This is a genomic window from Niallia sp., assembly GCF_031978665.1.
GTDB lineage: Bacteria > Bacillota > Bacilli > Bacillales > Cytobacillaceae > Niallia.
In genome coordinates this window covers 40,335-64,684 of sequence record NZ_DALZDK010000001.1, presented here as the reverse complement: position 1 = coordinate 64,684, position 24,350 = coordinate 40,335, and the positions used below count along the sequence as shown (strand labels likewise).

Genomic DNA, 24,350 nt, shown 5'->3' with positions numbered 1-24,350 from the left:
ATAGATTGTAAATTTACACTTATATATCGGCCCGGAAACGGAAAATATTGAATGTAAAAAGTTGGATTAGTAAGAAATAAACATTATATACTCATACTCTAAAACTAAGATTATGTAGATAAAAACCAAAATTTGAAAAAAAGGATGATCGTTATGAATCAATCAAACATGAATTTAACTAGAAATTTAGTAGAACAGCTTTCATTTATATTTGAAAAAAATCAGGATAGAGAAAAAGCGATTCCGATGGAAAAATATTTGAAGAATCATTTCACGTTTTTAGGTATTAAAACACCAGAAAGAAGAATGCTTATGAAGCAGTTCTATGTAGAAAGTGGTCTTTTAAAATTAGATTTTCAACAGTCTTTTGTTGAAGGTTTATGGGAAAAGGAGGAGCGTGAATATCAATATGCCGCGTTAGATTATATAAACAAATCTTTGAAGATATTAACGAAAGATAATCTCACTTTATTGCAAAAGCTGATTACTACAAAATCTTGGTGGGATACGGTGGATAGCCTTGCTCCTAATGCTGTAGGACAGCTTGCTAAAGATTATCCAGTAGTGAAAGACGAAGTAATCGAGTACTGGGCATATGGTAACCATTTATGGCTGCGCCGCGCGGCAATCTTATACCAGCTGAAATTTAAAGGAATGACGGAAGAAATTCGTTTGTATCGATATATTGTCCAAAATGCAACAAGCAAGGAATTCTTTATACAAAAGGCAATTGGATGGGCGTTAAGGGAATACTCGAAAACGAATCCCATATCAGTTAGACAATTTATCCAGGAACATCCACTGCCTAAGCTGAGCGTACGTGAAGGGAGTAAATATATATAAAATATATACATCTTTCTTTAGAAAAATAGAAAAATTTGCTATTGTAAAAGTACGGAAACATAAATTGCTTTCTATTGTTTTTTCTTCCTCCTTTTGGGGAAACGTATAAAAAAATGATTGGAAAAGGAGCAGGTACAATGGCTATTAATAATCCAAGTCGAGAAGAAATTGGGGAAATTTTAAAAAAGGCAAAGAAAATTGCAGTGGTTGGTTTAAGCGATAATCCTTCGCGAACCTCTTATATGGTTTCAGAAGCTATGAAAAATGCAGGTTATGAAATTATTCCTGTTAATCCTACGGTAGATGAAGTATTTGGTGTAAAAGCGGTAAAGAAATTAACCGATATTGAAGGACATATTGATATTGTCAATGTGTTTAGAAGATCTGAATATTTGCCAGAGGTTGCAGAAGAGTTTGAAAAAATAGATGCAGATGTTTTTTGGGCACAATTAGGACTAGTTCACGAAGAAACATTCAACCTATTAAAAGAAAAAGGCTATACGGTAATTATGGATCGTTGCATCAAAGTCGAGCATGCAATGACTAAATAGGAACTTTTGAACAAAATTATAGGATGGAAAAGCAGAATGATTTGAAAGAAATCATTCTGCTTTTTCATTTTCAATACGCTTTACATTCTTGTAATTTGTTAGGATAAAACGCTATTATTCGTTGGAAATGCCAACTGTTTTTGTAAACTTATTCGTTTTTCCAAAGAATCTGTGTTAACATAATATAGATAAAAAGAGGAAATCCTCTTAAAAAATTTCTTTTGCTTTTGCGGTGATTGGTATAATATTGGTTTTGCCGGGAAAAAATCGAAAGATAAAATCAAAAGATAAATTTGAAAAATGAACGTAAAAGATGAGATTATGTGCTACAATACGATGTGGGAACAATTGTTCTATTTTTTGAAATTAGTATCAACAACTGTTTATAAAATTTCAATATATTTGAAAAAAAAGAAGGTTGGAAGAATAGCCTTCTTTTAAACTCGTCTAATAAACAAAGGCTTTTTTGCTAATTTAATCTGCTGCTCAAATGCACTTCACTTTCCGTGGTACGAGGGGAGAACCTCCCAGGCATAGCCTGGGTGGCGCTAAATTCCCCATGAGTCTACGTGTGTATTCAGGAAGCTCAGGAACTCTAAATAAGATTTCCAATTGATAAGCACCAATCATTTAGATTACAGCCTTAAGAAAAGTAGTTCTCCTATAAAATTTTGGGATTTTAGAGGATAATTCGTTTTTTAGACGAATACATAAACAATTGTTCGACATGATACATAGAAAGATAATATGTCGGATTTGTAGAAGTGAAAGGGGTATGTCAGTGGCAAAGGATCAGCAAGCATTCGAATATAATGATGATGCGATTCAAGTGTTAGAAGGATTAGAAGCTGTAAGGAAACGTCCTGGTATGTATATTGGGAGTACAGATTCTAGAGGTTTGCATCATCTTGTATATGAAATTGTAGATAACGCAGTCGATGAAGCACTGGCTGGATTTGGAGATACTATCATTGTAAAAATCCATCGTGATAATTCCATAAGTGTCAAGGATAAAGGACGTGGAATGCCAACTGGAATGCATAAGATTGGAAAGCCAACTCCTGAAGTTATCTTTACCATTCTTCATGCTGGAGGAAAATTTGGACAGGGTGGCTACAAAACAAGTGGTGGCCTGCATGGTGTAGGTGCATCTGTAGTTAATGCGCTATCAGAATGGGTTGTCGTAAACATTAAGCGTGATGGATTTGTCTATGAACAACGTTTTGAAAACGGCGGAAAACCTGTTACAACATTAGAAAAAATCGGGAAAACGAATCAATCTGGTACAACGATTCACTTTAAGCCAGATCAAACGATTTTTTCAACAACAACGTATAATTATGAAACGCTTTGTGAGCGGTTAAGAGAATCTGCTTTTTTATTAAAAGGATTGCGAATTGAAATTATTGATGAAAGAAATAATGAGCAAAGTGTTTTCCATTATGAAAATGGAATCGAAGCATTTGTTGGCTATTTAAATGAAGAGAAAGATACGCTTCATCCTGTAGTTAGCCTAGAGGGAGAGAGCAATGGAATTGAAGTGGAATATGCCTTTCAATTCAACGATGGATATTCAGAAAATGTCTTGTCATTTGTTAATAATGTCCGCACAAAAGATGGCGGTACCCATGAAGCTGGTGCAAAAACAGCAATGACTCGTATGTTCAATGAATATGCTCGTAAAGTCAGTCTCTTAAAAGAAAAAGATAAAAACTTAGATGGTTCTGATATACGTGAAGGACTGTCTGCGATAGTCTCTGTTCGAGTACCGGAAGACTTACTGCAATTTGAGGGACAAACAAAAGGGAAATTAGGTACAAGCGAAGCAAGATCGGCTGTAGATGCAGTTGTATCCGAGCATTTAGCCTATTTCTTTGAGGAAAATCCTGAAGTTAGTACCCTGTTAATCAAAAAGTCGATTAAAGCAGCGCAAGCAAGAGAAGCGGCTCGAAAAGCTAGAGAAGAAGCAAGAAGTGGCAAAAAGCGTAAGCGTGGGGAAGCCGTTCTTTCTGGTAAGCTAACACCGGCGCAATCAAAAAATCCACAGAAAAATGAACTATATTTAGTGGAGGGGGACTCAGCTGGCGGATCCGCAAAGCAAGGTAGAGATCGTCGTTTCCAAGCAGTACTGCCTCTTCGAGGGAAAGTAATCAACACCGAAAAAGCAAAGCTTGCAGATATTTTTAAGAATGAAGAGATTAATACGATTATCCATGCAATCGGTGCAGGCGTTGGAGCCGACTTTAATGTAGAAGACGCTAACTATGACAAAGTCATTATTATGACAGATGCTGATACCGATGGAGCCCATATCCAAGTTCTATTACTAACGTTTTTCTATCGCTATATGAAGCCACTTTTAGAAGCTGGTAAAGTATACATCGCCCTACCACCTTTATACAAGGTAAGTAAAGGTTCTGGAAAAAAAGAAGTCATCGAATACTCATGGAGTGACGATGACCTGCAGGATGCGATAAAAAAAGTCGGCAAAGGTTATATCCTGCAACGATATAAAGGACTAGGTGAGATGAATGCGGATCAATTATGGGAAACTACAATGAATCCAGAAACAAGAACTCTAATCCGTGTAAAAATAGATGATTTTGCACGTGCAGAACGTCGTGTAACAACATTGATGGGTGATAAAGTTGAGCCACGCAGAAAATGGATTGAATCAAACGTTGCATTCGGCTTAGAAGATGAAGGTAATATTTTAGAAAATGAAAATATTACGGTCGCAGAGGAGGGCAGTCCATCATGAGTTCATTAGAGCAATACCGTGATTTACCCCTAGAGGATGTAATCGGTGACCGTTTTGGACGGTATAGTAAATACATTATTCAAGAGCGTGCACTTCCTGATGCAAGGGATGGATTAAAGCCTGTACAGCGCCGTATCCTTTATGCTATGCATGTAGAAGGCAATACACATGATAAACATTTCCGAAAATCAGCCAAAACAGTAGGTAATGTAATCGGTAATTATCATCCACATGGAGATTCTTCCGTTTATGAAGCAATGGTCAGAATGAGTCAGGAGTGGAAGGTTCGTAACGTTTTAATTGAAATGCATGGAAATAACGGTAGCATCGACGGTGATCCGCCAGCAGCAATGCGTTATACAGAGGCTAGGCTTTCTGCTATTTCGGCTGAATTACTCCGTGATATTGAAAAAAGAACCGTTGATTTTATTCCAAACTTTGATGATACTTCCAATGAACCAACTGTCTTGCCAGCCAAATTCCCGAATCTCTTAGTCAATGGTTCTACAGGGATATCAGCTGGATATGCAACAGATATACCACCCCATCATTTAGGGGAAGTCATAGATGGTGTAATGGAGAGAATGGATTCACCAAATTGTACGGTTGAAGATATTATGAAGCATATAAAAGGGCCAGATTTCCCAACTGGCGGTATTATCCAAGGGTTAGACGGTATTAAAAAGGCATATGAAACAGGTAAAGGGAAAATAATTGTCCGCGGGAAAACAGAAATTGAAACATTAAGAGGCGGCAAACAACAAATCGTCATTACAGAAGTTCCATATGAGCTAAATAAGAGTAATCTTGTTAAAAAAATAGACGAATTGCGATTAGATCGAAAAGTAGAAGGAATTGCTGAAGTAAGGGATGAGACAGATCGTACGGGCTTACGTATTGTTATTGAGCTAAAGAAAGAAGTAGATGCAAACGGAATTTTAAATTTCTTATTTAAAAACACGGACCTACAGATTACTTATAGCTTTAATATGGTTGCCATCCATAATAAACGTCCGAAGCTAATGGGGATTATTGCTTTACTTGATGCCTATATTGACCATCAAAAAGATACGATTAAACGCCGAACGGAATTTGACCTAGAAAAGGCAAAGGATCGAGAGCATATTGTAGACGGTTTAATAAAAGCATTGTCGATATTGGATGAAGTAATCGCAACTATTCGTGCGTCCAAAGATAAACGAGATGCGAAAAATAACTTAATCGCTGCTTTTCAATTTACAGAGCCACAAGCAGAAGCAATCGTTTCTTTACAGTTATATCGCTTAACGAATACAGATATAACAGCATTAGAAGCAGAAGCTGCAGATTTAGCGGAAAAAATTGAAGAATGGACTGCCATTCTTGCAAGTGAAAAGAAATTGCTTTCGGTTATCAAAAAAGAACTTAAAGACGTTAAAAAGCGTTTCATAAGTGAAAGACGTACACTGATTCAAGATGAAATTGAAGAAATCAAAATTAATCTTGAAGTATTAGTAGCAAGCGAAGATGTTATTGTAACAGTCACAAAAGATGGCTATATTAAGCGTACAAGTCAACGTTCTTATGCAGCCAGCAATGGCCAAGATTTTGGAATGAAGGATACAGATAGAATTCTTGCTAAAATTGATGTGAACACTACAGATGTAGTATTGTTATTCACGGATAAAGGCAACTATTTATATTTACCTGTTCATGAATTGCCGGATATACGCTGGAAAGACCTAGGGCAGCATATCTCGAATATTATTCCAATTGATCGTGATGAATCGATTATGAAAGCTATGCCAATTAAGGACTTTGAACAATCTCAATATCTGCTTTTCTTTACGAAAAATGGAATGGCAAAGAAAACAGAATTGATTAATTATAAAGCACAGCGTTACTCGAAGCCATTAGTTGCAATTAATCTTAAAGGTGACGATAAAGTAGTCGATGTTCACCTTACAAACGGCAAACAAGAAGTGATTATTGCGACACATTTCGGTTACTCTTTACGTTTCCATGAGGAAGAGATTAATATAGTTGGCGCAAGAGCAGCTGGTGTTAAAGGCATTAATCTAAAAGATAACGATTATGTCGTTGCTGGTAAAGTAATTACTAATCCGCAAGAGGAAAGTGTTGTTATTATTACGCAACGTGGCTCCATTAAGAAAATGAAGCTATCCGAATTTGAGTTCTCAGGAAGAGCAAAACGAGGTTTAATCACGCTTCGTGAATTAAAAGCGAATCCACATCGTGTTGTTGGTATGACTGTAGTTAAATCACAAGATACAGTTTATATACAGACCGAAAAAGGGGAGATGGAATCTGTAAAAGTTGCAGACCTCCGCTTTAATGATCGCTATTCAAATGGTTCCTTTGTTATCGATGAAACAGAGGCAGGTAAGATTGTAGAATTGTGGGAAGAAAGAGTTACCCACGAAGAAGCATAAATAGTATAAGTTTAAGGGGTTCCCAATTTGCAAAGTGTACTTGCGATTGGGAATCTTTTTTTTGAGCATGTTTGCTTTGGTTTGGATTAGGAAGTATTGTGAGGTATACATAGAGTAAGTGAATGAAATGCATTTTGGATAAGAACGATGGGAAAAAGAGAGTTGCTTAAGCGAATGAAAGCCACTTTTGGTAAGAATGAGGGAAAAAGTGGCGTTCATCCCTTCTTCGTCCCAATGCAACTATCCATCCCTTAAATTCTAAAACAACAAATATCCCCGTTATTTTATAAATTTCTTTTCCTTACTTACATGATTTTTCCAAAAAAGGTCATACTAACACTATTATGATGTAAGGAGGTTTTAGCATGAGAAGGGAATTACTTGTTGCTTTAAGTGCTTTCTTTTTAATGACTTTAACTGCTATTACTGGTGTATATGCAATGGAGAAGGATGAGAAAACGAATAAATTAATCGTGGAAGAAAAGACGGATATTACAAATGATGATCAAGAAGAAGTGATTCAATTAAAGGGGGATGCTTCCGATCAACCTGAAAATAGTAATTTCTTCAAGGAATTGTTTCTTAATGTAACTATACGGAAAGATAAGACTGCAACTTTGGCAGTTGAAGGTGGCTTTGATCCAAAATTACATATAGTGGATATAAATGATGATCACCATAAAGAATTGGTGCTTACTGTTTCTGCCAATGAAAGAGGATCAGAAAAAAATTTTTATTTCTTTCAATTGCAGGAAAATAATTTAGTAGAATTACAAAAACCAGAGTTAGCATCGGTTGAAAGTCAGTTTAAGGATGCCTATAAGGCAGAATTAAAAATAAATAAAGAAAAAACGTATATTTTTGATTTATATGATCGTAGACATCATTATGAAAAACTGGGTCTTTATCATAAAGGAAGATTAAATGAACCAACAGAATTAATTCTTTCCCCGTTTTCCGAGATAAAGATGACTAGATTCAATAATCAAACGGCTATTAAAGGAAAACAAAAAATAAGTGGATTAGCTGCAGTAGACACAATCGGTTACTTGGAAACTTGGTGGACCTGGAATAAGCAAGAATGGGTACTGCAAAAAGTAAAAGTGAAGGAGATTAGCTATAAAAGCAGCTAATGATTACCGAAATATAAAAAGATCCTTCATTTTAAGGGAAAATAAGTAGTATAATTAGAGTACTTATTTTTTTAGAAGGGATCGAAATTATGTCATTACTTTTCTTATGTTTAACCGCCGTACTTGGAGGATGGGTGTTTCAAGTATGCCAACTTCCCCTTTCTTGGCTACTTGGCCCCATGTTCGGTACGATACTTTATGTTCGGCTTGCAAAACATTCTCCTAAATTACCTTTCTCTTTTCGAGATATCGGACTTCTTGTCATTGGATACCTCATCGGAAAGCAATTCACCAAACAGACATTATTGGAAATGGGGAGCCACTTGCCCTCTATGCTCTTAATGACTGTTATCATGATTGCTTTTAGTTTAATTCTTGCATTTATCACCTCGAAATTGACACATAGTAATTTAAAATCAACTGTTGCAGGTAGTATTCCAGGTGGTCTATCTCAAATGATTGCGATTAGCTCTGAAATTAAAGGAATTGATCTTACAGTCGTAACCGTTATACAAATCAGCCGAATATTATCTGTTATCATTCTCGTGCCGCTTCTTGTTTATAGTCCAATATTGTATGGAAACCAAGCAACTACTATCGTGACTGCTAATGTAGAAAGTGCAAGCTATCATTGGGTGATTTTTCTGCTCCTTTTCTTTTGCTTTCTTATCGCAAGCTTAGTGAAAAAGTGGAAGTTTCCTGCACCATTTATGATTGGCCCAATGCTTCTCGTTGCGACTATTTCTATAGCTGGGATGGATGTGCCAGCAATCCCAACTACATTAACCTGTATTGCTCAAACATTAATAGGCATTCATCTTGGTATGCAAATTAAGTTTGGGAATATCGAAAATAAGGCTAAGTTTTTAAGTGTCGTCACTATAACTTCTTCTTTACTTGTGCTTTTTTCTTTAGTACTTGGTTATATTTTAATTAGCTTAGACAGTGATATTTCCTTATTGACTGCATTTATTGGTTTAGCACCAGGGGGAATGGCGGAAATGGCAGTGTTAGGACAATCTGTTCATGCGAACTTGCCTATAATTACAACCTATCAATTGTTTCGCTTATTATTTATCTTGTTTTGTGTGCCAATTATTATGAAATGGGGATTTCAACGGGTGGAACAACGATTAGAGGGGAGAAAAAGTTAATATTATTTAAATTTTTTAAATGTGGTAGACCAAATAATTATGTCAGTGGTCTGCTTTTTTTTATATAAATCAACTTGTTAATGGTCCTACTACTTTTTCATTGAATGTGGGCTCTTATTCAGGTATATTCACCATTTAAAATCTTGTTAGGAGTGAGAGATGAAGATAAGAAAAGCAACTTCTAATGATAGAGAAGAATTAGCTGTATTAATGGAACAACTTGGTTACCAGACTTCCATTGAGCAAATGGAAATTCGATTAGCAGCTATTGATGCAAGCCCCAATCATTATACTTTAGTTGCTTGCGATGAAAAGAAAGTGGTTGGAAGGATTGGGTTTCATACAGATTTTCTTTATAACAAAGATGGTATTTATGCTAGAATAATAGCCTTTGTAGCTGATTCTACCTATAGAAATAGAGGGGGTGGAAGGATGTTACTTGCCGAAGTTGAAAGATTTGCAAAAGAACTTGGTGTAGTGGGAATCGGATTAAATAGCGGAAATCGTCCAGAGCGAGCAAATGCGCATCAATTTTATAATAAAATGGGATATGACGCAGCAAGTACAGGATTTTCGAAGATTTTAACGTAAGGACTTAAAGTGTATATAAAATGCTAAAAAATGAAAATTTATTGTTTTTTATAGAACAAAACAATAAAATCGTTTAAAAGAAATGGGACATTAGTAGGTTATGAAAACTTTGTATTCATTCTTTTATCAAGGAGTTCGATTATGATGATAAAAAAACCGATTCGCGGGATATTTTTTGACCTTGGTTGGACAATATTTCGTCCCTCTACAGGTGATTGGAAAATAACTGAAAAGGCTTTAGAATTTATTAATTTGGATATTCTACATTCCATACCAAAGGATAGACGCAATACAGCATTTATTAAAGCAAATGAATGTCTAAAAACGGAAATTTACAAGAAAGAAGCCGAGGAATTTGTCAGGTACAGCAATTATTATAAAATAATAGCTAAACAGTTACCTGAACTTAAATTATCAGAGAAACAAGCTGAGATTATTGCTTATGATAGAGTATATAATAATTCTAATTATGTGTTTTATGATGATGCCAAAAAGACAATTGAATGTTTAAAAGAAAAGTATAAAATTGGACTTATATCTGATACAGATCCATCTATCGTAAGAGTTCTAAAAAATGAAGGGTTTTATGATTATTTTGATAATATGACTTTTAATTTTGAAATTGGGGAGAACAAACCTAGTTCAGGTATATTTGAAAACGCACTTAAAGTAATGAATTTACCAGCAAATGAGACCTTATTTATTGATGATTATGAAAAAAATCTAGATAGTGCTTCTTATATGGGGATACAGTCAATATTAATACTATCAAAACCAAACTCTCAAAAAAGTTCAAAATACCCAAGTATTAATAAGTTATCCGACTTATTGCTATTATTATAAAAAAGTTTCAACAAGTATCTCTTTTTCATCCAATTAATTAAAAGAAAAAGACGAATTCATCTAAATGGTATAAAATAGGAAAGAAAACAAGTAGCTTGAATATTCTTATAGTAAGGTGGTGAATAAATGTCTGTTTTAATATGCTTTGGCGATAGTATTACTGCAGGGGTAGAAAATAGAAAAGAAGCTGTTTTGACAGCAAAGATGGCAGATAAAATCGGTAACTACGAAATAATTAATGCAGGAGTTAGTGGAAATAACACAGTCGATGCATTAAATCGGATAAAAAAAGATGTTATCTATAAGCAGCCTGATTTGGTAACGGTTTTATTTGGCGCAAATGATGCAGCCTTTCATAAAATGATTGATTTATCAACCTATCAAAATAATATAAGAAAAATGGTCCAATTAATTGGTACAGCCAAGACTATTCTTATCACTCCAGCTCCAGTCGACGAGTCGGTTCAGTTTGCTAGAACAAATGAAGTATTAGCGAGTTATGCGAATGCTGTTAAAGAAGTTGCCGTCGAAACAGGAGCGCATTTTATTGATTTTTATACAGAAATGCTTTCTATGAAAGATTATCAGAAGAAATTAAAAGGCATACATAATGATGGACTACATTTTGGGGAAGATGGATATGATATTTTAGTAGAATTGATTGTGAAAAAAATACGAGAAATTCAAAAGGGGTGAATAAATGGCATATAGAGGTTCCTCTGTGTATGATAATGAGCAATTTTTTGAGAATTACCGAGCAAGAAGAAATCGAGAATCAAGTCCTAATAATAGGATAGAAAGACCGATTTTATATGAATTATTAGCGGAAATCAAAGGCAAGTCAATTCTTGATTTAGGATGCGGAGATGCAAATTTCGGTATCGAACTATTAGAAAAAGGTGCGAAAAACTATGTAGGTGTGGAGGGTTCAAAAAGAATGTATGAGGAAGCTTCCCGGCATTTAACTGGCACAAATGCTACCGTCTATCATTCCACACTAGAAAATTGGAGCTTTACTAATCATGAGATGGATGTGGTTGTTTCAAGATTAGTATTTCACTATATAAAAGATTTACATAAGATTTTTCAGGGTGTATACCATACGTTAAAAGATAATGGGAAATTCGTTTTTACTGTTCAACACCCACTGTTGCTTTCTACTTGTGAGAGTGCCGATTCATCGGGAAAAAGAACTAATTGGGTTGTAGATGACTATTTTTCAATGGGAGAAAGAAACGAGCCTTGGATAGGTAAGAATGTAGTAAAATATCATCGTACGATTGAGGAATATTTTCGACTGTTAAAACAAGCAGGCTTTAAAGTGACAGATTTACGAGAAGGAATGCCTAAACAAGAGAACTTTCATGAGGAAGAAGAATACAAAAGAAGAACGAGGATCCCGCTTTTCTTGATATTCTCCTGTGAAAAATAAACTAGGGAAAGGATGTTCAAAATGGTAAAGGAATTAAGGCTATATTTTATTAGACATGGGGAGACACAATATAATATCGAGCAAAGGATGCAAGGGTTTTGTGATTCCCCTTTAACGGAAAATGGGATACTACAAGCGAAATCGGTAGGTGCTGGGTTAGTAGACATTCCCTTTGAAGCAGTTTATGCAAGTGATAGTCAGAGAGTATTAGATACTGCCAAATTTGCACTTGGTACTAGAAATATTGAAATAACCAAAGATGTGAGATTAAAGGAAATGAATTTTGGTATGCTAGAGGCAATGCTGAAGACAGATATTATTACCGAACATGGCGATATTCTTGAAAGACTATTTTCCTTTACAGATGTGGAAAGTAAGGTTCAAGATGGAGAATCTTTTACTGAATTATTAAATCGAACAAATGCAGCTATTGCTGATATCATAGCAGCACATAAAGAAAAAGGCGGGAATATAGCAGTCTTTTCCCATGGAGTAACCATTGGTTATTTGATGAAATCCCTTTTAAACAGTGATGGATTTCCACACCATGACAATTGCTGTGTATCTGTTATTCTCGTAAAAGAAGATCAAATAATGGTGGAAAAAGTAGCAGATGCTTCTTTCCGTGATAGTGGAAAGTTATCTTTGAGCATAGAAAACTAATAAGAAAGGAGTAATATTATGAACTCCTTGCAATTAATATCAGATTACAAAGAAAATGAAATATATAAAAAGAGTTTTATAGGATTAGCTAAGCAAGTATTTCATATTGATTTTACAAAATGGGATAAACTTGGTTGCTGGAATGATGATTATATTTGTTATTCCTATTTGGATGGAGATAAAGTGGTAGCCAATGTTTCCATCAATAAGATGAATGTTATCATTCAACATAAAGAGTATAAAGCACTTCAGCTTGGGACGGTAATGACACATCCAGACTATCGAAATAAAGGATTAGCTGTAAAATTGATCAACCATGTTTTAGGAAAATATATAAAAGAATATGACTTTATCTACTTATTCGCCAATCCATCTGTTCTTGATTTTTATCCGAAATTTGGGTTTGAACGAATACAAGAAACTAGGTTGGTAATGAGCTTGTCTAATTTTCCTATACAGCAAGAGAACATCTCCATTATTCGGAAATTAGATGTAGATAAAAGCGATGACTTTCTTCTGATGAAAAGATTTGCTGAAAATCGAATTCCTGTTTCTACTATATGTGGAGTCAAACGGAATAAATATTTGCTATTCTTTTATTTAATTGAAGCATTTAATGAAATGACTTATTATTTGGAAAAAGAAGATGCAATTATTCTCTATGAAAAAATTGACGACGAGCTTCATCTATATGATGTAATCAGTACATCTGAAATAGACATAGAAGCCCTCTTGTCAGTCATTGTTACGGATGAAACTAAAAGAGTGGTATTTCATTTTATTCCAGATGTATTAAACAACAAAAGTGTTTGTACACTTGTTGAGAGTGAGGATGTTTTATTTATGCGTCCTGCAAAAATGAATGAAACGATCCAACCAATCCTTTTCCCACTGACCTCTCACGCATAATATGTGGGCTACTATAATTGAGGTGTTAAATGTGAAAGCTACTCCAGCTAAAATTCATATCATTGGTTCCGTAGGTAGTGGAAAAACAACATTAGCGAAGGAATTATCTATTAAACTAGAAATTCCGTATTATGAACTCGATAATGTTGTTTGGCTGCGAAAGGAAAATGATGATATCAGAAGAACAGTAGAGGAAAGAGAGCGGTTTCTACACTCAATCGTAGAAACGGATAAATGGATTATCGAAGGAGTACATAATGAAGAGTGGGTGAATAGTAGTTTCCAACAAGCAGATATGATTGTTTTCTTGGACACTGACTATCATATTCGAACCTATCGCATTATAAAAAGATTTATTAAGCAAAAACTTGGTCTTGAACCAGTACATTATCGGCCTACCTTTAAAATTTTTCTTAAGATGTTTCGCTGGAATAAACATTTTGAACAGGTAGGCAAACCATATTTTTTAGAAAAATATCAAAAGTATCAGGAAAAGATCTTCATGGTTAAGGATAAAAAACTCGTTCATCGGAAATTGTTTCAAAAGAGTTAATGACTCTTACAGGGAGAAAATAGTTTTTTTTATCATAGGGGGAATAGAAATTGGCTAATGGCTGCTTTATATTTGAGGAAGTGAAATATGGAATTTAAGTGGGTAGGTTCAGAAAAGCATTTTGTCGATGAAATGAACATTCTTCAGCTGAAAAATAATCTTGTGCTTGGACGATTTGGAGGAAACTCTTCTGCAGGTCAATATAAAAATGAAGACGGTTGCTTGATCTGGATAGACGAACAAGAAGATTGGGAATTAGCTACCCTCTTAGATGCACATGATACAGCCCAGAGTGCAGAATTAGTCATAAAAAGTATAGATGAAAAACGAAAAGAGATAAAAACGCTTCTACAATTACCGTTGAATCAACTGTTTCCGCAAATGACTTCCTTTTTCTTGAACCATTTTTCTAGCAAGGCATTTTTAGAAAAATGCAAAACGATTCAAGGAGAAACAGCATGCTTAATCGTTGTAAGAAAAGAAAACTATCTATGGTGGCTATCGATTGGCGACTGCTTACTCACATTACATCATCCAGAGCTTGCTAGATTAGGAGAATACCAGCAAAATCATCGAAGCTTCTATGAATGGATTGGGCAAAACAGCACCTTTCATCAAGGCGTACCCTCATATAATCTAGGTGTGAAAGAATTAAGACTGGGCAAATCACATATATTTCTCACTACAGATGGTCTAACCGAATGTCCTAATTCTGATTATCATCTGATGGAACCAATCTTTAATGGATTTAAAACATTATCTAATCAAGAAAGTGTCTATTATTTGTTAAAGGATATTAAAAATAAAAACGTGTGTGATAGCACAACTATTATATCTTGGTTCGTTTCAAACAAGAAAAAAACTACTATGCCGAGCGATTTATAGACATGGAAAAGTATCGTTAGCCCTTTTAAAACCATATTAGTATGAAAAATACATCTTATTTTCTTCTCTAAATAAGATGTATTTTATTTTTAATGTGTTATACTTATTTTGATGATTTATTAAATAGTATAACATATTTAAAAGGGGAGCGGATTATATGACAATATCAGTTGCAATTAATGGCTTTGGGAGAATCGGAAGAATGGTACTTAGGAATGCTGTTAATGATCCCAATATACATATTATTGCTATTAATGCCAGTTATCCTTCTGAAACGATAGCACATTTAATAAAGTATGACACAATTCATGGGAAATTTTCTGGTGAAGTTGTGGCTAAAGATCATTCCATTCTAATAGATGGCCAAGAGATTCTGTTAGTGAATAACCGCAATCCTGAAAAATTACCATGGAATGAACTAGATATTGATATCGTGATAGAAGCTACCGGGAAATTTAATAGCAGAGACAAAGCAGTACTGCATTTAAAAGCTGGCGCGAAAAAAGTTGTGCTTACAGCTCCTGGGGTTAATGCCGATGCAACCATTGTAATGGGCGTGAATGAGGATGCATTAAATATTGATAAACATCATATCATTTCGAATGCATCTTGTACGACCAATTGCTTAGGACCTGTCGCGAAAGTTATTGATGAGCATTTTACGATAAAAAATGGTTTAATGACAACAATTCATTCTTATACAAATGATCAAAACAATATTGATAATCCACATAAGGATTTGCGCCGGGCAAGATCTTGTGGGCAAAATATTATCCCAACTTCAACAGGCGCTGCCAAAGCTTTAAAACAGATTCTTCCACACCTAGCAGGAAAACTTCATGGAATGGCATTAAGAGTACCAACGCAGAATGTTTCTTTAGTCGATTTAGTCGTTGATTTAGAGAAAAACGTAACGACAGAAGCCGTTAATCGAGCATTTAAAGAGGCTTCACAAGGAAAACTGAAAGGAATTCTTAGTATCACTGAGGAACCCTTAGTTTCTGTTGATTTTAATACAACGACCCAATCTGCAACGATTGATGCTTTATCTACAATGGTCATCGGGCAAAATAAAGTGAAAATACTTGCATGGTATGACAATGAATGGGGCTATTCTAATCGAGTGGTTGATTTGGTAAAGCTTGTCGGTAGCAAAATGCGAGTAGAAATGGATAGTCAAGCTGTATAAATAAAAGCCAGTTTAGTTAATAAAAGGATAGATGGAGAAAGGTAATTTGCCTATCTGCATCTATCTTTTTTTTATCGTATTTTCATGATAATTCTTCCTCATAAATGGGAATATCACGCATATTTATATTTAGGAATGAAAGGAGGACAGTGTTCATTTAAATAGCTTAGAGGAGGAATGAAAATGAAAATAAAACAAATTAAATCAGAAGCAAGGCAAGCTTTAAAAGGATCTTGGGGAAAAGGTGTCTTATTAACCATCATATATTTCCTTATTGGTCTGGTTCTTACGACACTAATTAATATTCTATTTAGTGGTGGAATACATAATTGGCTTTATCAGCAATCTCCTTCTGCTGGAGCTGAGTTGGTAAATTTTATCATCAATCTCCTGTATATTCCATTGTCCATAGGAATTCTTTGGTTTTATTTAAGCTTGGTACGTTCAGAAAGCCCACAAGTTTCTCAAGCGTTTAGAATTTATACAGATGCTTCCCTATCTGTGAAGCTTATTGGCACAAATATCATGATTGGTATATTTACATTTTTATGGTCCTTATTGTTACTTATACCTGGGATTATTAAAGGGTTAGCTTATTCCCAAACGATGTTTTTATTAAAGGATAATCCAGAGTATGGAATCTTTGAAGCAATCACAGAAAGTAGAAGAAGAATGAGTGGATACAAGTGGAAGTACTTTTTGTTGAATCTAAGCTTTATTGGCTGGGGGATTCTTTGTATTATTTCCCTCGGAATTGGATTTCTTTGGTTAGTTCCTTACGTGTATACTTCTAATGCAGCTTTTTATCATAACCTTATTGCAGAAAAAGAGGTAATAGAACTTTAATCTGGTTATCTCTTTCAAAACTAGATTAAAGGATAAAATTTTCTCTGGGGCTACATATGGTAGTCCTTTTTTTAGTTGTTTCTTTGGAAGAAATTGTGACTATTTTATATAAATAAAGAAACTTTCTCTCTTCTTTTTTCGTATGTAATAGTAATGAGAGAGGGAGGATGGGCAGATGTCTCTTCTAAAAGTAGCCATTCAATCAGCTGGCTATGAGAAAAAGAAAGAAATCATTCAGAATATTAACTTCACAATTAAAAAAGGTGAATTGGTTGGTCTAATAGGACCAAATGGCGCTGGCAAAAGTACAACGATTAAAAGTCTGCTAGGTCTAATGGAATTTTTAGATGGTGAGATTTCTTACATCAATGATATCAATTATTCCTATTTACCAGAAAGGCCAATTTTTTATGATGAATTAACTTTATGGGAACATCTTGATTTTGTTGCTGCAGTGGAAGGTTTAGAAGAAAAAGTATTTAAGGAAAAGGCAAATACGTTATTGGATAAGTACAAGCTATCGGAACATGCACATGAAAACCCAACAAAATATTCAAAAGGAATGCAGCAAAAAGCGATGCTCGTTCTTGCGATGATAACTAATCCCTTATTATATATTATCGATGAACCATTTATGGGACTTGATCCAAATGCGATGAAGCTTTTCCTAGAATCAATTGAAATGGAACGAAATCGTGGAGCTGGAATCTTGATGTCTACACATGTATTAGATACAGCAGAAAAAATATGTGATCGATTTCTTATGATTCATGATGGTCATCTCGTTGCAAAAGGAACGATAGAGGATATACGAAGACAGTGCCAATTGCCTAATGGCTCCTTGTATGATTGTTTTCATATGCTAGCTGAAGGTGCTGAAAATGAAAAGTAGCCAGTTGTTTTATAATCGTGTAATACAAAATTGGAGGTTTCAAAGTCAGGTTTTTCGCTCGGTTGTAGATTGGACGGTAGTCTTATATATTCTTATCCCTGCTATTATTTTTTGTGCAGCAATTTATCTTTCATGGTGGAAGGAACTACCTGGATGGATTGATAACATTCCTTTTATCATACCGTTTTTTGTACTTTACCTCCTTTCATGGACTGGAAATATACGTACCTTTATGGCGGAAGCGGACAAAGTATTTTTGGTAAAGATGCCTGATTTGATAAGGGGATTAAAAAGAAGGGCTTATCTTTATTCTTTTCTACATCAAATTCTTGTCATGTGTGCAGGGATTAGTTGTCTCCTACCTTTTTTGCTCCATTATTATCTATTAAATTGGCAGGAGATTATCATCTTATTTGTTTATTTTAGTACTTTACAAGCATGTCTCCTATTTCTGAAATATCAAATTAGAAAAGTTGTTTCTACTTTTCGAAAAAGTATTATTATACTTTGCTTGTTTCTGGTATTTAATTGGTTTAGTCAATGGATGTATAGTATAGTAGATAATGGTTATCATTTTCCAGTTTATGCTATTTCTATTGCGATTCTTATTTTGTCGATTATCTTAAGTTTGAAAGCAATAAGTAAAATAGGCTCGCTTGACTTACATATTGAAATGGAGCAAGAACGTAAATCAAGTATAACTCAATATATTTTCATGGCTTCACTGCAAATAGAAAAGCCCGTGGTGATTAGTAGAAAGAAACCATTAATTTTCCGGAATTCCAAGCGGATTTTTAAAAAGCGTACTCCGATTAACGGCTTGATTGAATTATTTATTAAAATTGTGGTTAGGAATTCAAGTTATTTATATGGCTATTTTATGCTAATAAATAGTACAACATGGGCTGTTATTCTCGTTCCGCCGATATGGATAAAAATCGTGATTTTTATCGGTTTTTGCTTCATGATGTATGGATGGCTTATTGCTTTATGGAATAAAGTCTGCCAGTATAATTCATTAATGAACAAATATATGGACCGTGATTTTTATTTTTCTGCAAGGAAAAGAGGAGCATGGATAATACTGGTTCTAGCTGTATTAGTCATTATTTTATTTTACATTGTAGTTTGGCTGTTAAAGGCAATAATCGGTATTGTCTAAAAATAATATTGGAGGCATAGCATGGAACAACAATGGTTAAACTGGGCAAAGCAGCTCCAAGCGATCGCTCAAGCAGGCTTAACGTATTCAAAAGATATATATGATTTGGAAAGATTCGAATCCATTCGAAATATTAGTTTGGAAATTATGTCGGAATTTACAAAAGTTGATACAACTATTATTCGTGAACTTTTTGCAAATGAAACAGGTTATGCTACTCCGAAAGTAGATATTCGAGCGGTGGTTTTTAAGGATGAGAAGATATTAATGGTAAAAGAAAAAACAGATCAGTCGTGGGCGTTGCCAGGAGGATGGGGAGATATTGGCTTAACACCAGCAGAAGTTGCAGTAAAAGAGGTTCAAGAAGAATCAGGTTTTGATGTGAAAGCAGTTAAATTAATTGGGGTAGTGGATAAGAAATGTCATCCTCATCCACCGTCTCCTTACCATGTATACAAAATGTTTATTCAGTGTGAGATTGTAGGGGGAGAAGCGAAAGAAGGAATGGAAACAAGCTCCGTCGGTTTTTTTGCAGAAAATGACCTTCCGAAATTGTCTATACCAAGAAATACAGAATCACAAATTCAATTAGCTTTTAAGCATTTACATAATCCAGGAGAGATTGCTTATTTTGATTAATTTTATCTAAGCTGTTAATTAAAAATGAAATCAATTATTTGATTTGTAATTTTGAAATAATTAGAATGGAAAGTGAAATGAAAAAATTTTTAAGGATGGTAGTCTATGGAAGAAAAAGAAATACAACAATTTCGTCAACCAGATTATGAAATTGATCCTATTTTTATCAATCGTTGGTCTCCCCGTTCCTTTTTAGAAAAAGAAGTGCCTGAAGAGGTGTTAATGCGTGTTTTCGAAGCAGCTCGTTGGGCGCCTTCCGCCAATAATTCGCAGCCATGGCGGTTTATTGTTGCTCGTACACAAGCAGAACGTGAACTTTTCCACTCTTTTATTTTTGAAAGAAATTTAGAATGGTGTAAAAATGCTCCTGTGTTAGCGGTGCTTATATCGGATAAGCAAAATCGTATGGATGCATTTGACAGCGGAACTGCTTGGGGCTTCTTATCCTTGCAGGCGATTAAGGAAGGATTGAAAACACATGCAATTGGAGGGTTCGATAAGGAAAAAGCTCGCGAAGTATTAAATATTCCAGAAGATTTTAATATTCAAGTGGCAATCGCCATTGGATACCAAGGGGATAAGGAAGCATTACCAGAAGATTTTCAAGCACGGGAACAGCCTTCCAATCGTCGTCCTTTAGTCGAATCCATTTTTGCAGGCAAATATAAATAAGATAAAACAGACGCTTTGTATAACTACTTGCGTCTGTTTTTTTTATTAAAAACTAATAGCATATTTTTCGATTAAATCTTTAAGAGCAGGGCGTTCGTTCCCATCTCTGCCAATTACATGGGTTGCAGTGATTAAGGAATTTAGTACTGCTTCTTCGGTAGCTTCGCCAACAGCACGAAAAGCTATATCGATATCCTCTTCATGGATGGTGGAAACAGGAACATGAGCAGAGGGTTTTTCATGGGGAATCTTGTTTGCCGTTGAAAAACCAATGATTACTTCACCGCTTCCTGTTGTAATGATCGAGCCAGTGCGGGAAAGGCCTGTTACAGCGCGCTTAATAATTCGATTTAATTGTCTCTCTGAAACGGGAAGATCTGTAGCAACGATAATAATGACAGAACCCTTATCTTTATCTTTTTCAGCTTGAAGAAGACACTCTCTTAGTTCTTGCCCAATTGGTTTGCCGGCTATCGTTAGATCACTTAATATCCCGAAGTTAGTGAGGACGAAAACGCCCATCGTATACGTGCCATGCTCCATCATCATTAGCCGTGAAGATGTCCCAATTCCGCCTTTTAAGGAGTAGCAAAGCATTCCTCTTCCAGCACCAACAGCGCCTTCTTCAAATTCTGGAGAGGCATTAGCAATAGCTTTGAATACATGTTCTTTCGTAATATTTCGAGCTCTTACATCATTTAAGAACATATCATTACACTCACAGACAATCGGATTAACAGTACCAGTCGTTCTGCCAATTTCCTCGTTTTGCTCGAGCATATATTCAATTAGTGCATCTGCAGCAGTACCGATACTTAATGTATTCGTTAAAAGGATAGGTGTTTCGATTGTCCCTAATTCATTTATTTGAATGGTACCAATTGTTTTCCCAAACCCATTGATTACATGACTTGCGGCGATTACTTTTTCTTTAAAAACATTTCCTTGATGGGGCAAAATGGCTGTAACGCCAGTTTGCGCGTCACCATTATTTAATGTTACATGCCCGACTGTAACTCCATCGACATCGGTAATAGCATTTTTTCGCCCTATTTCCATTTTCCCGATTGTTAGCCCGTAATCTCTAATTCTTTTTTGTCCATTCATAAATAAGCCGCCTTCCTTTTATATAGTTTTATTTTTTCAGAAAATTACAAGTTTATCAAGTCCACATTATAAGATTATTAGGTATAATGATGGAGTAAAAGCTATCTCTTTATAAATGGAAAGAGGATGACTGGGAGGGGAACTATGGAAATCATGCAATGGAAAGTAGGTATTTTTCTATTTAATGATGTAGAGGTGTTAGATTTTGCAGGTCCGTTTGAGGTATTCTCTGTCACAACGAAAGAAGATGGAACAAAACCGTTTCTTGTCAAAACTATATCTGAAAATGGCCAAATGATTCATGCGAGAAATGGTTTAAAAGTATTACCTGATTATAGCTTCGATACGATGCCGAAATTTGATATTTTAATAATTCCAGGAGGACCTGGGGCAAGAGAGCGGGAAGTACATAATGAGAACGTCATTCAATGGATTTCACAACAAATGGATGTAGTTGAATTAATGACTTCTGTTTGTACGGGCGCCTTATTGTTAGCGAAAGTTGGTTTGTTAGACGGAAAGAAAGCAACTACGCACTGGGCAAGTTTGGAAAGATTAGAAAAGGAGTATCCACAAGTAAGTGTAGTAAAAAATGTTAAATTTGTTGATGAGGGAAAGATTATTACTTCAGGTGGGATTTCTGCAGGTATTAATATGTCTTTTCACATTGTAAAGAGATTAGTAGGAGCTGAAATTACTAAAAAAACAGCAAAACGGATGGAATATGATATAGAGATTTAATAAAGGGAAAAATCACAGATTAAGATTGTTGCTTATATGCAGCAGTCTTTTTTGTATGAAGATTGTGTGAAGGATAACTAAAATACAACACAGAACATATGTTCTTCTATCGATTAAAATGAATAAAACGGAAAAAGGATGAAAAAAAATGAACAATAAGATTGACAATGCTTAATGAAACGGAATAATATTAATTTAGCATTTAATGGGAAAGGGAAGAGTATGTTAGCGGAAGAAAGAAGAAAAAAAATTTTAGAAATCATAGTAAGAGATGGCAAAGTAATAGCCAAAGATTTAGCAAGCAAATTCGAGATGTCCCTTGATTCAATAAGAAGAGACTTAACGATTATGGAAGAACAAGGTTTACTTCAAAAAACATATGGTGGCGCCATTCTTCATGGACCAACACCTAAAGTACGAACGATGCCACAACCAGATGAAATCAGATATGGGGTAGGGGCTCCCCATGAAAATGCTATATCCAAATTAGCAGCATCCTTTATTAAAAAAAATGATACTATTTTTCTTGGAGGAGCTGGAATTCATTATGGGATGATAAAATATTTGCCAAAGGATATCCCTTATACAATCATCACAAATTCCTTAAAGATTGCCGAACATATTAGAACAAGAGAAAATATAAGTTCTTATTTAATCGGAGGAAAATTAAGAGGAGTTTCCTCTGGTAGTATGATAGATTGTCTCGCTATGGAAATGATGCGTAAATTCTCTTTAGATATTTGTTTTTTAACAGGAGGAGGAATAAATGCAAAAGGAATTAGTACTTCAACTCCCGAAGCCGCAGCATTTGCTCAGACAGTTTCCAGCGTTGCACAAAAAGTAATTTGCCTAGCGCCACATGAAAAGATAGGTCTTGAAATGTTTATGCAATCGGTACCGATTGAAGGTATTGATATCCTAATAACAGATCTTGGTGCTTCAGAAAAAGTGATTCAAGAGATAAAAGAGAAAAGAATGCGAGTAATTTTTGCAGATTTACATTGATTAGTAATAATGGAATAGGAGATTTACAATGAGATGGATGAACATAAAAGGACCTTCAAAGCTAGAAGGAGCCTTAACAGTACCAGGTTCGAAAAATAGTTCGCTAGCAATTCTTGCAGCAGCATGCTTAGCTAGTGAACCAGTAACTTTAAAGAATATCCCAAACATCGCAGATTTTGGTGTATTACGTCAAATTGGTGAAGAAATTGGATGTATAATGAAGCGAGATATACTTGGAGATGTTCAGATTGACCCAACTAAAATAAATAACACGATTATTGAACCTGAAAAGTCTGGTAAATTTAGAACAGCCTATTATTTTATTGGGGCATTACTCGCTAAATTTGGAAAAGTATCACTAGGCTATCCAGGCGGGGATGATTTTGTAAGCAGACCAATTGATCAACATATAAAGGCGCTAGAAAAATTAGGTGCAACATTCACCTTTTACAAAGACTATTATGAAGTAGAGGCTTCTAAATTAAAAGGCGCAACCATCTATTTTGATACGATCACTTCAGGCGCGACAATTAATAGTATGCTAGCAGCGGTATTAGCTGAAGGAGAAACGATTTTATTAAACGCAGCATGTGATCCAGAAGTAACGGATACTGCGTTATTTTTAAATCAAATGGGTGCTAAAATCATTGGCGCTGGTACGGATACAATCAAAATTAAAGGTGTAAAACAATTAAATGGTTGCACCTACAGTGTGATACCTGACCGCCTTATTGCTGGAGCTTTTCTTATTTCTTCTGGGATCACAGGAGGCATAATTACAGTAAAAGATATTATTCCAGAACATCTTACTTCCTGTATTGCGAAATTGAAAGAGATTGGTGTAGGCATCGAAATAAAAGAAAATAATGTTACATCTTTTTTAGACGGTAGAATTAAAGCGACAAGAGTGAGAACTGCTATGTTTCCAGGGTTTCCGACGGATTTGCAGCAGCCTTTAACCGTATTGTTAACACAAGCGAATGGAAAAAGCTTACTCCGTGAAACGATTTATCCTAACCGATTTAATCATGTATATCAGTTGAATAAAATGGGAGCTAGTATAGAGGTAACAAATGGTGTTGCACATATAAAAGGGAAATCAACTTTACAAGGTGCATTAGTTAATGCTTCCGATGTCCGCGCAGGAATATGCCTTATTCTTGCGGGTGTCATTGCAGAAGGAACAACAACGATTACTGGAATTGAACATATAGAACGAGGATATGATAATGCAGTAGCAGCATTTAATAGCCTTGGTGCGAACATTACTTTACATCATTCTGACGAGATTACGAATGAAATGCTAATGGAAGAACTAAAAAGAATTAATTAGTGAAAAGAAATGGT

Annotated in this window: 24 protein-coding genes; 23 read left to right on the top strand and 1 reads right to left on the bottom strand. The window is 35.0% G+C overall.

All coding sequences use genetic code 11. The features are described 5' to 3' along the window. Window positions 1–153 precede the first annotated feature (153 nt). The 20 genes from RTL21_RS00310 to RTL21_RS00215 all read left to right on the top strand — a co-directional run bounded on the left by RTL21_RS00310 (window position 154) and on the right by RTL21_RS00215 (window position 20,150). The gene (locus tag RTL21_RS00310; RefSeq protein WP_312092167.1) at window positions 154–843 is read left to right on the top strand and encodes a DNA alkylation repair protein; all 690 of its coding nucleotides are present in this window, start codon (window positions 154–156) and stop codon (window positions 841–843) included. 137 nt (window positions 844–980) lie between these two features. After that, window positions 981–1,394 (top strand): CoA-binding protein, encoded by a 414-nt coding sequence (locus RTL21_RS00305; protein ID WP_312092470.1) that lies wholly within the window; start codon window positions 981–983, stop codon window positions 1,392–1,394. Window positions 1,395–2,175: 781 nt separating this feature from the next. After that, complete coding sequence (parE, locus tag RTL21_RS00300; protein WP_312092165.1) at window positions 2,176–4,155, top strand: DNA topoisomerase IV subunit B; 1,980 nt, start codon at window positions 2,176–2,178, stop codon at window positions 4,153–4,155. Further along, a complete protein-coding gene (parC, locus tag RTL21_RS00295; protein ID WP_312092163.1) occupies window positions 4,152–6,587 on the top strand; it encodes a DNA topoisomerase IV subunit A in 2,436 nt (811 codons plus the stop codon). The genes parE and parC overlap by 4 nt, the downstream gene beginning before the upstream one ends. Window positions 6,588–6,952: 365 nt before the next feature. Then, window positions 6,953–7,720 carry a hypothetical protein gene (locus tag RTL21_RS00290; RefSeq protein ID WP_312092162.1) on the top strand — a complete coding sequence of 256 codons (768 nt, stop codon included), beginning with the start codon at window positions 6,953–6,955 and terminating at the stop codon, window positions 7,718–7,720. 89 nt (window positions 7,721–7,809) lie between these two features. Further along, on the top strand, window positions 7,810–8,874 hold the full coding sequence (locus RTL21_RS00285) for an AbrB family transcriptional regulator (protein ID WP_312092161.1): 1,065 nt from the start codon (window positions 7,810–7,812) through the stop codon (window positions 8,872–8,874). Window positions 8,875–9,033: 159 nt separating this feature from the next. Then, a complete protein-coding gene (locus RTL21_RS00280) occupies window positions 9,034–9,465 on the top strand; it encodes a GNAT family N-acetyltransferase (protein ID WP_312092159.1) in 432 nt (143 codons plus the stop codon). 144 nt (window positions 9,466–9,609) lie between these two features. Continuing rightward, the gene (locus tag RTL21_RS00275) at window positions 9,610–10,308 is read left to right on the top strand and encodes an HAD family hydrolase (RefSeq protein ID WP_312092157.1); all 699 of its coding nucleotides are present in this window, start codon (window positions 9,610–9,612) and stop codon (window positions 10,306–10,308) included. Between the two features lie 126 nt (window positions 10,309–10,434). Then, window positions 10,435–11,004 (top strand): SGNH/GDSL hydrolase family protein, encoded by a 570-nt coding sequence (locus tag RTL21_RS00270; RefSeq protein WP_312092155.1) that lies wholly within the window; start codon window positions 10,435–10,437, stop codon window positions 11,002–11,004. A gap of 4 nt (window positions 11,005–11,008) precedes the next feature. Further along, window positions 11,009–11,740 (top strand): class I SAM-dependent methyltransferase, encoded by a 732-nt coding sequence (locus RTL21_RS00265; protein WP_312092153.1) that lies wholly within the window; start codon window positions 11,009–11,011, stop codon window positions 11,738–11,740. A 21-nt stretch (window positions 11,741–11,761) separates the two neighbouring features. Next, window positions 11,762–12,403 carry a histidine phosphatase family protein gene (locus tag RTL21_RS00260; protein WP_312092151.1) on the top strand — a complete coding sequence of 214 codons (642 nt, stop codon included), beginning with the start codon at window positions 11,762–11,764 and terminating at the stop codon, window positions 12,401–12,403. An 18-nt stretch (window positions 12,404–12,421) separates the two neighbouring features. Next, window positions 12,422–13,312, top strand: coding sequence for a GNAT family N-acetyltransferase (locus tag RTL21_RS00255; RefSeq protein ID WP_312092149.1), 891 nt, complete (start codon window positions 12,422–12,424; stop codon window positions 13,310–13,312). Window position 13,313: 1 nt separating this feature from the next. Further along, a complete protein-coding gene (locus RTL21_RS00250) occupies window positions 13,314–13,865 on the top strand; it encodes an AAA family ATPase (protein WP_312092147.1) in 552 nt (183 codons plus the stop codon). An 87-nt stretch (window positions 13,866–13,952) separates the two neighbouring features. Continuing rightward, window positions 13,953–14,750: a PP2C family serine/threonine-protein phosphatase gene (locus RTL21_RS00245; protein WP_312092145.1), complete on the top strand. Its 798-nt coding sequence runs from the start codon at window positions 13,953–13,955 to the stop codon at window positions 14,748–14,750. Between the two features lie 157 nt (window positions 14,751–14,907). Further along, window positions 14,908–15,939, top strand: a complete 1,032-nt coding sequence (locus RTL21_RS00240; protein ID WP_312092143.1) for a glyceraldehyde-3-phosphate dehydrogenase — start codon at window positions 14,908–14,910, stop codon at window positions 15,937–15,939. A 183-nt stretch (window positions 15,940–16,122) separates the two neighbouring features. Beyond that, the gene (locus RTL21_RS00235) at window positions 16,123–16,785 is read left to right on the top strand and encodes a DUF975 family protein (RefSeq protein WP_312092141.1); all 663 of its coding nucleotides are present in this window, start codon (window positions 16,123–16,125) and stop codon (window positions 16,783–16,785) included. 175 nt (window positions 16,786–16,960) lie between these two features. After that, entirely contained in the window at window positions 16,961–17,677 is a 717-nt protein-coding gene (locus RTL21_RS00230; protein WP_312092139.1) for an ABC transporter ATP-binding protein, read from the top strand. Beyond that, complete coding sequence (locus RTL21_RS00225) at window positions 17,667–18,839, top strand: ABC transporter permease (RefSeq protein WP_312092137.1); 1,173 nt, start codon at window positions 17,667–17,669, stop codon at window positions 18,837–18,839. Before RTL21_RS00230 ends, RTL21_RS00225 begins: the two co-directional genes overlap by 11 nt. Window positions 18,840–18,860: 21 nt before the next feature. Further along, entirely contained in the window at window positions 18,861–19,478 is a 618-nt protein-coding gene (locus RTL21_RS00220) for an NUDIX hydrolase (RefSeq protein WP_312092135.1), read from the top strand. Window positions 19,479–19,583: 105 nt separating this feature from the next. Continuing rightward, window positions 19,584–20,150 (top strand): nitroreductase family protein, encoded by a 567-nt coding sequence (locus tag RTL21_RS00215; protein ID WP_312092133.1) that lies wholly within the window; start codon window positions 19,584–19,586, stop codon window positions 20,148–20,150. A 45-nt stretch (window positions 20,151–20,195) separates the two neighbouring features. Here RTL21_RS00215 and RTL21_RS00210 read toward each other — a convergent pair whose 3' ends face one another. Further along, window positions 20,196–21,257, bottom strand: a complete 1,062-nt coding sequence (locus tag RTL21_RS00210) for a DmpA family aminopeptidase (RefSeq protein WP_312092131.1) — start codon at window positions 21,255–21,257, stop codon at window positions 20,196–20,198. A gap of 144 nt (window positions 21,258–21,401) precedes the next feature. On the opposite strand from RTL21_RS00210, the gene RTL21_RS00205 reads away from it, so the two are divergent. The 3 genes from RTL21_RS00205 to murA all read left to right on the top strand — a co-directional run bounded on the left by RTL21_RS00205 (window position 21,402) and on the right by murA (window position 24,336). Continuing rightward, entirely contained in the window at window positions 21,402–21,998 is a 597-nt protein-coding gene (locus RTL21_RS00205) for a DJ-1/PfpI family protein (protein ID WP_312092129.1), read from the top strand. Between the two features lie 222 nt (window positions 21,999–22,220). Then, window positions 22,221–23,003 carry a DeoR/GlpR family DNA-binding transcription regulator gene (locus tag RTL21_RS00200; RefSeq protein ID WP_312092468.1) on the top strand — a complete coding sequence of 261 codons (783 nt, stop codon included), beginning with the start codon at window positions 22,221–22,223 and terminating at the stop codon, window positions 23,001–23,003. 28 nt (window positions 23,004–23,031) lie between these two features. Next, entirely contained in the window at window positions 23,032–24,336 is a 1,305-nt protein-coding gene (gene murA / locus RTL21_RS00195; protein ID WP_312092127.1) for a UDP-N-acetylglucosamine 1-carboxyvinyltransferase, read from the top strand. The last annotated feature ends 14 nt before the right edge of the window (window positions 24,337–24,350 follow it).

What these genes read in the sequence shown, in the direction of transcription:
- RTL21_RS00275 (WP_312092157.1), top strand. Translation starts at nt 9,610, where the DNA reads ATGATAAAAAAACCGATTCGCGGGATATTTTTTGACCTTGGTTGGACA.
- RTL21_RS00210 (WP_312092131.1), bottom strand. Translation starts at nt 21,257, where the DNA reads ATGAATGGACAAAAAAGAATTAGAGATTACGGGCTAACAATCGGGAAA.
- RTL21_RS00200 (WP_312092468.1), top strand. Translation starts at nt 22,221, where the DNA reads ATGTTAGCGGAAGAAAGAAGAAAAAAAATTTTAGAAATCATAGTAAGA.
- RTL21_RS00290 (WP_312092162.1), top strand. Translation starts at nt 6,953, where the DNA reads ATGAGAAGGGAATTACTTGTTGCTTTAAGTGCTTTCTTTTTAATGACT.
- RTL21_RS00305 (WP_312092470.1), top strand. Translation starts at nt 981, where the DNA reads ATGGCTATTAATAATCCAAGTCGAGAAGAAATTGGGGAAATTTTAAAA.
- RTL21_RS00285 (WP_312092161.1), top strand. Translation starts at nt 7,810, where the DNA reads ATGTCATTACTTTTCTTATGTTTAACCGCCGTACTTGGAGGATGGGTG.
- RTL21_RS00255 (WP_312092149.1), top strand. Translation starts at nt 12,422, where the DNA reads ATGAACTCCTTGCAATTAATATCAGATTACAAAGAAAATGAAATATAT.
- RTL21_RS00270 (WP_312092155.1), top strand. Translation starts at nt 10,435, where the DNA reads ATGTCTGTTTTAATATGCTTTGGCGATAGTATTACTGCAGGGGTAGAA.
- RTL21_RS00230 (WP_312092139.1), top strand. Translation starts at nt 16,961, where the DNA reads ATGTCTCTTCTAAAAGTAGCCATTCAATCAGCTGGCTATGAGAAAAAG.
- RTL21_RS00205 (WP_312092129.1), top strand. Translation starts at nt 21,402, where the DNA reads ATGGAAATCATGCAATGGAAAGTAGGTATTTTTCTATTTAATGATGTA.
- RTL21_RS00265 (WP_312092153.1), top strand. Translation starts at nt 11,009, where the DNA reads ATGGCATATAGAGGTTCCTCTGTGTATGATAATGAGCAATTTTTTGAG.
- RTL21_RS00240 (WP_312092143.1), top strand. Translation starts at nt 14,908, where the DNA reads ATGACAATATCAGTTGCAATTAATGGCTTTGGGAGAATCGGAAGAATG.
- RTL21_RS00215 (WP_312092133.1), top strand. Translation starts at nt 19,584, where the DNA reads ATGGAAGAAAAAGAAATACAACAATTTCGTCAACCAGATTATGAAATT.
- murA (WP_312092127.1), top strand. Translation starts at nt 23,032, where the DNA reads ATGAGATGGATGAACATAAAAGGACCTTCAAAGCTAGAAGGAGCCTTA.
- parC (WP_312092163.1), top strand. Translation starts at nt 4,152, where the DNA reads ATGAGTTCATTAGAGCAATACCGTGATTTACCCCTAGAGGATGTAATC.
- RTL21_RS00245 (WP_312092145.1), top strand. Translation starts at nt 13,953, where the DNA reads ATGGAATTTAAGTGGGTAGGTTCAGAAAAGCATTTTGTCGATGAAATG.
- RTL21_RS00225 (WP_312092137.1), top strand. Translation starts at nt 17,667, where the DNA reads ATGAAAAGTAGCCAGTTGTTTTATAATCGTGTAATACAAAATTGGAGG.
- RTL21_RS00235 (WP_312092141.1), top strand. Translation starts at nt 16,123, where the DNA reads ATGAAAATAAAACAAATTAAATCAGAAGCAAGGCAAGCTTTAAAAGGA.
- RTL21_RS00260 (WP_312092151.1), top strand. Translation starts at nt 11,762, where the DNA reads ATGGTAAAGGAATTAAGGCTATATTTTATTAGACATGGGGAGACACAA.
- RTL21_RS00220 (WP_312092135.1), top strand. Translation starts at nt 18,861, where the DNA reads ATGGAACAACAATGGTTAAACTGGGCAAAGCAGCTCCAAGCGATCGCT.
- RTL21_RS00280 (WP_312092159.1), top strand. Translation starts at nt 9,034, where the DNA reads ATGAAGATAAGAAAAGCAACTTCTAATGATAGAGAAGAATTAGCTGTA.
- RTL21_RS00250 (WP_312092147.1), top strand. Translation starts at nt 13,314, where the DNA reads ATGTGGGCTACTATAATTGAGGTGTTAAATGTGAAAGCTACTCCAGCT.
- RTL21_RS00310 (WP_312092167.1), top strand. Translation starts at nt 154, where the DNA reads ATGAATCAATCAAACATGAATTTAACTAGAAATTTAGTAGAACAGCTT.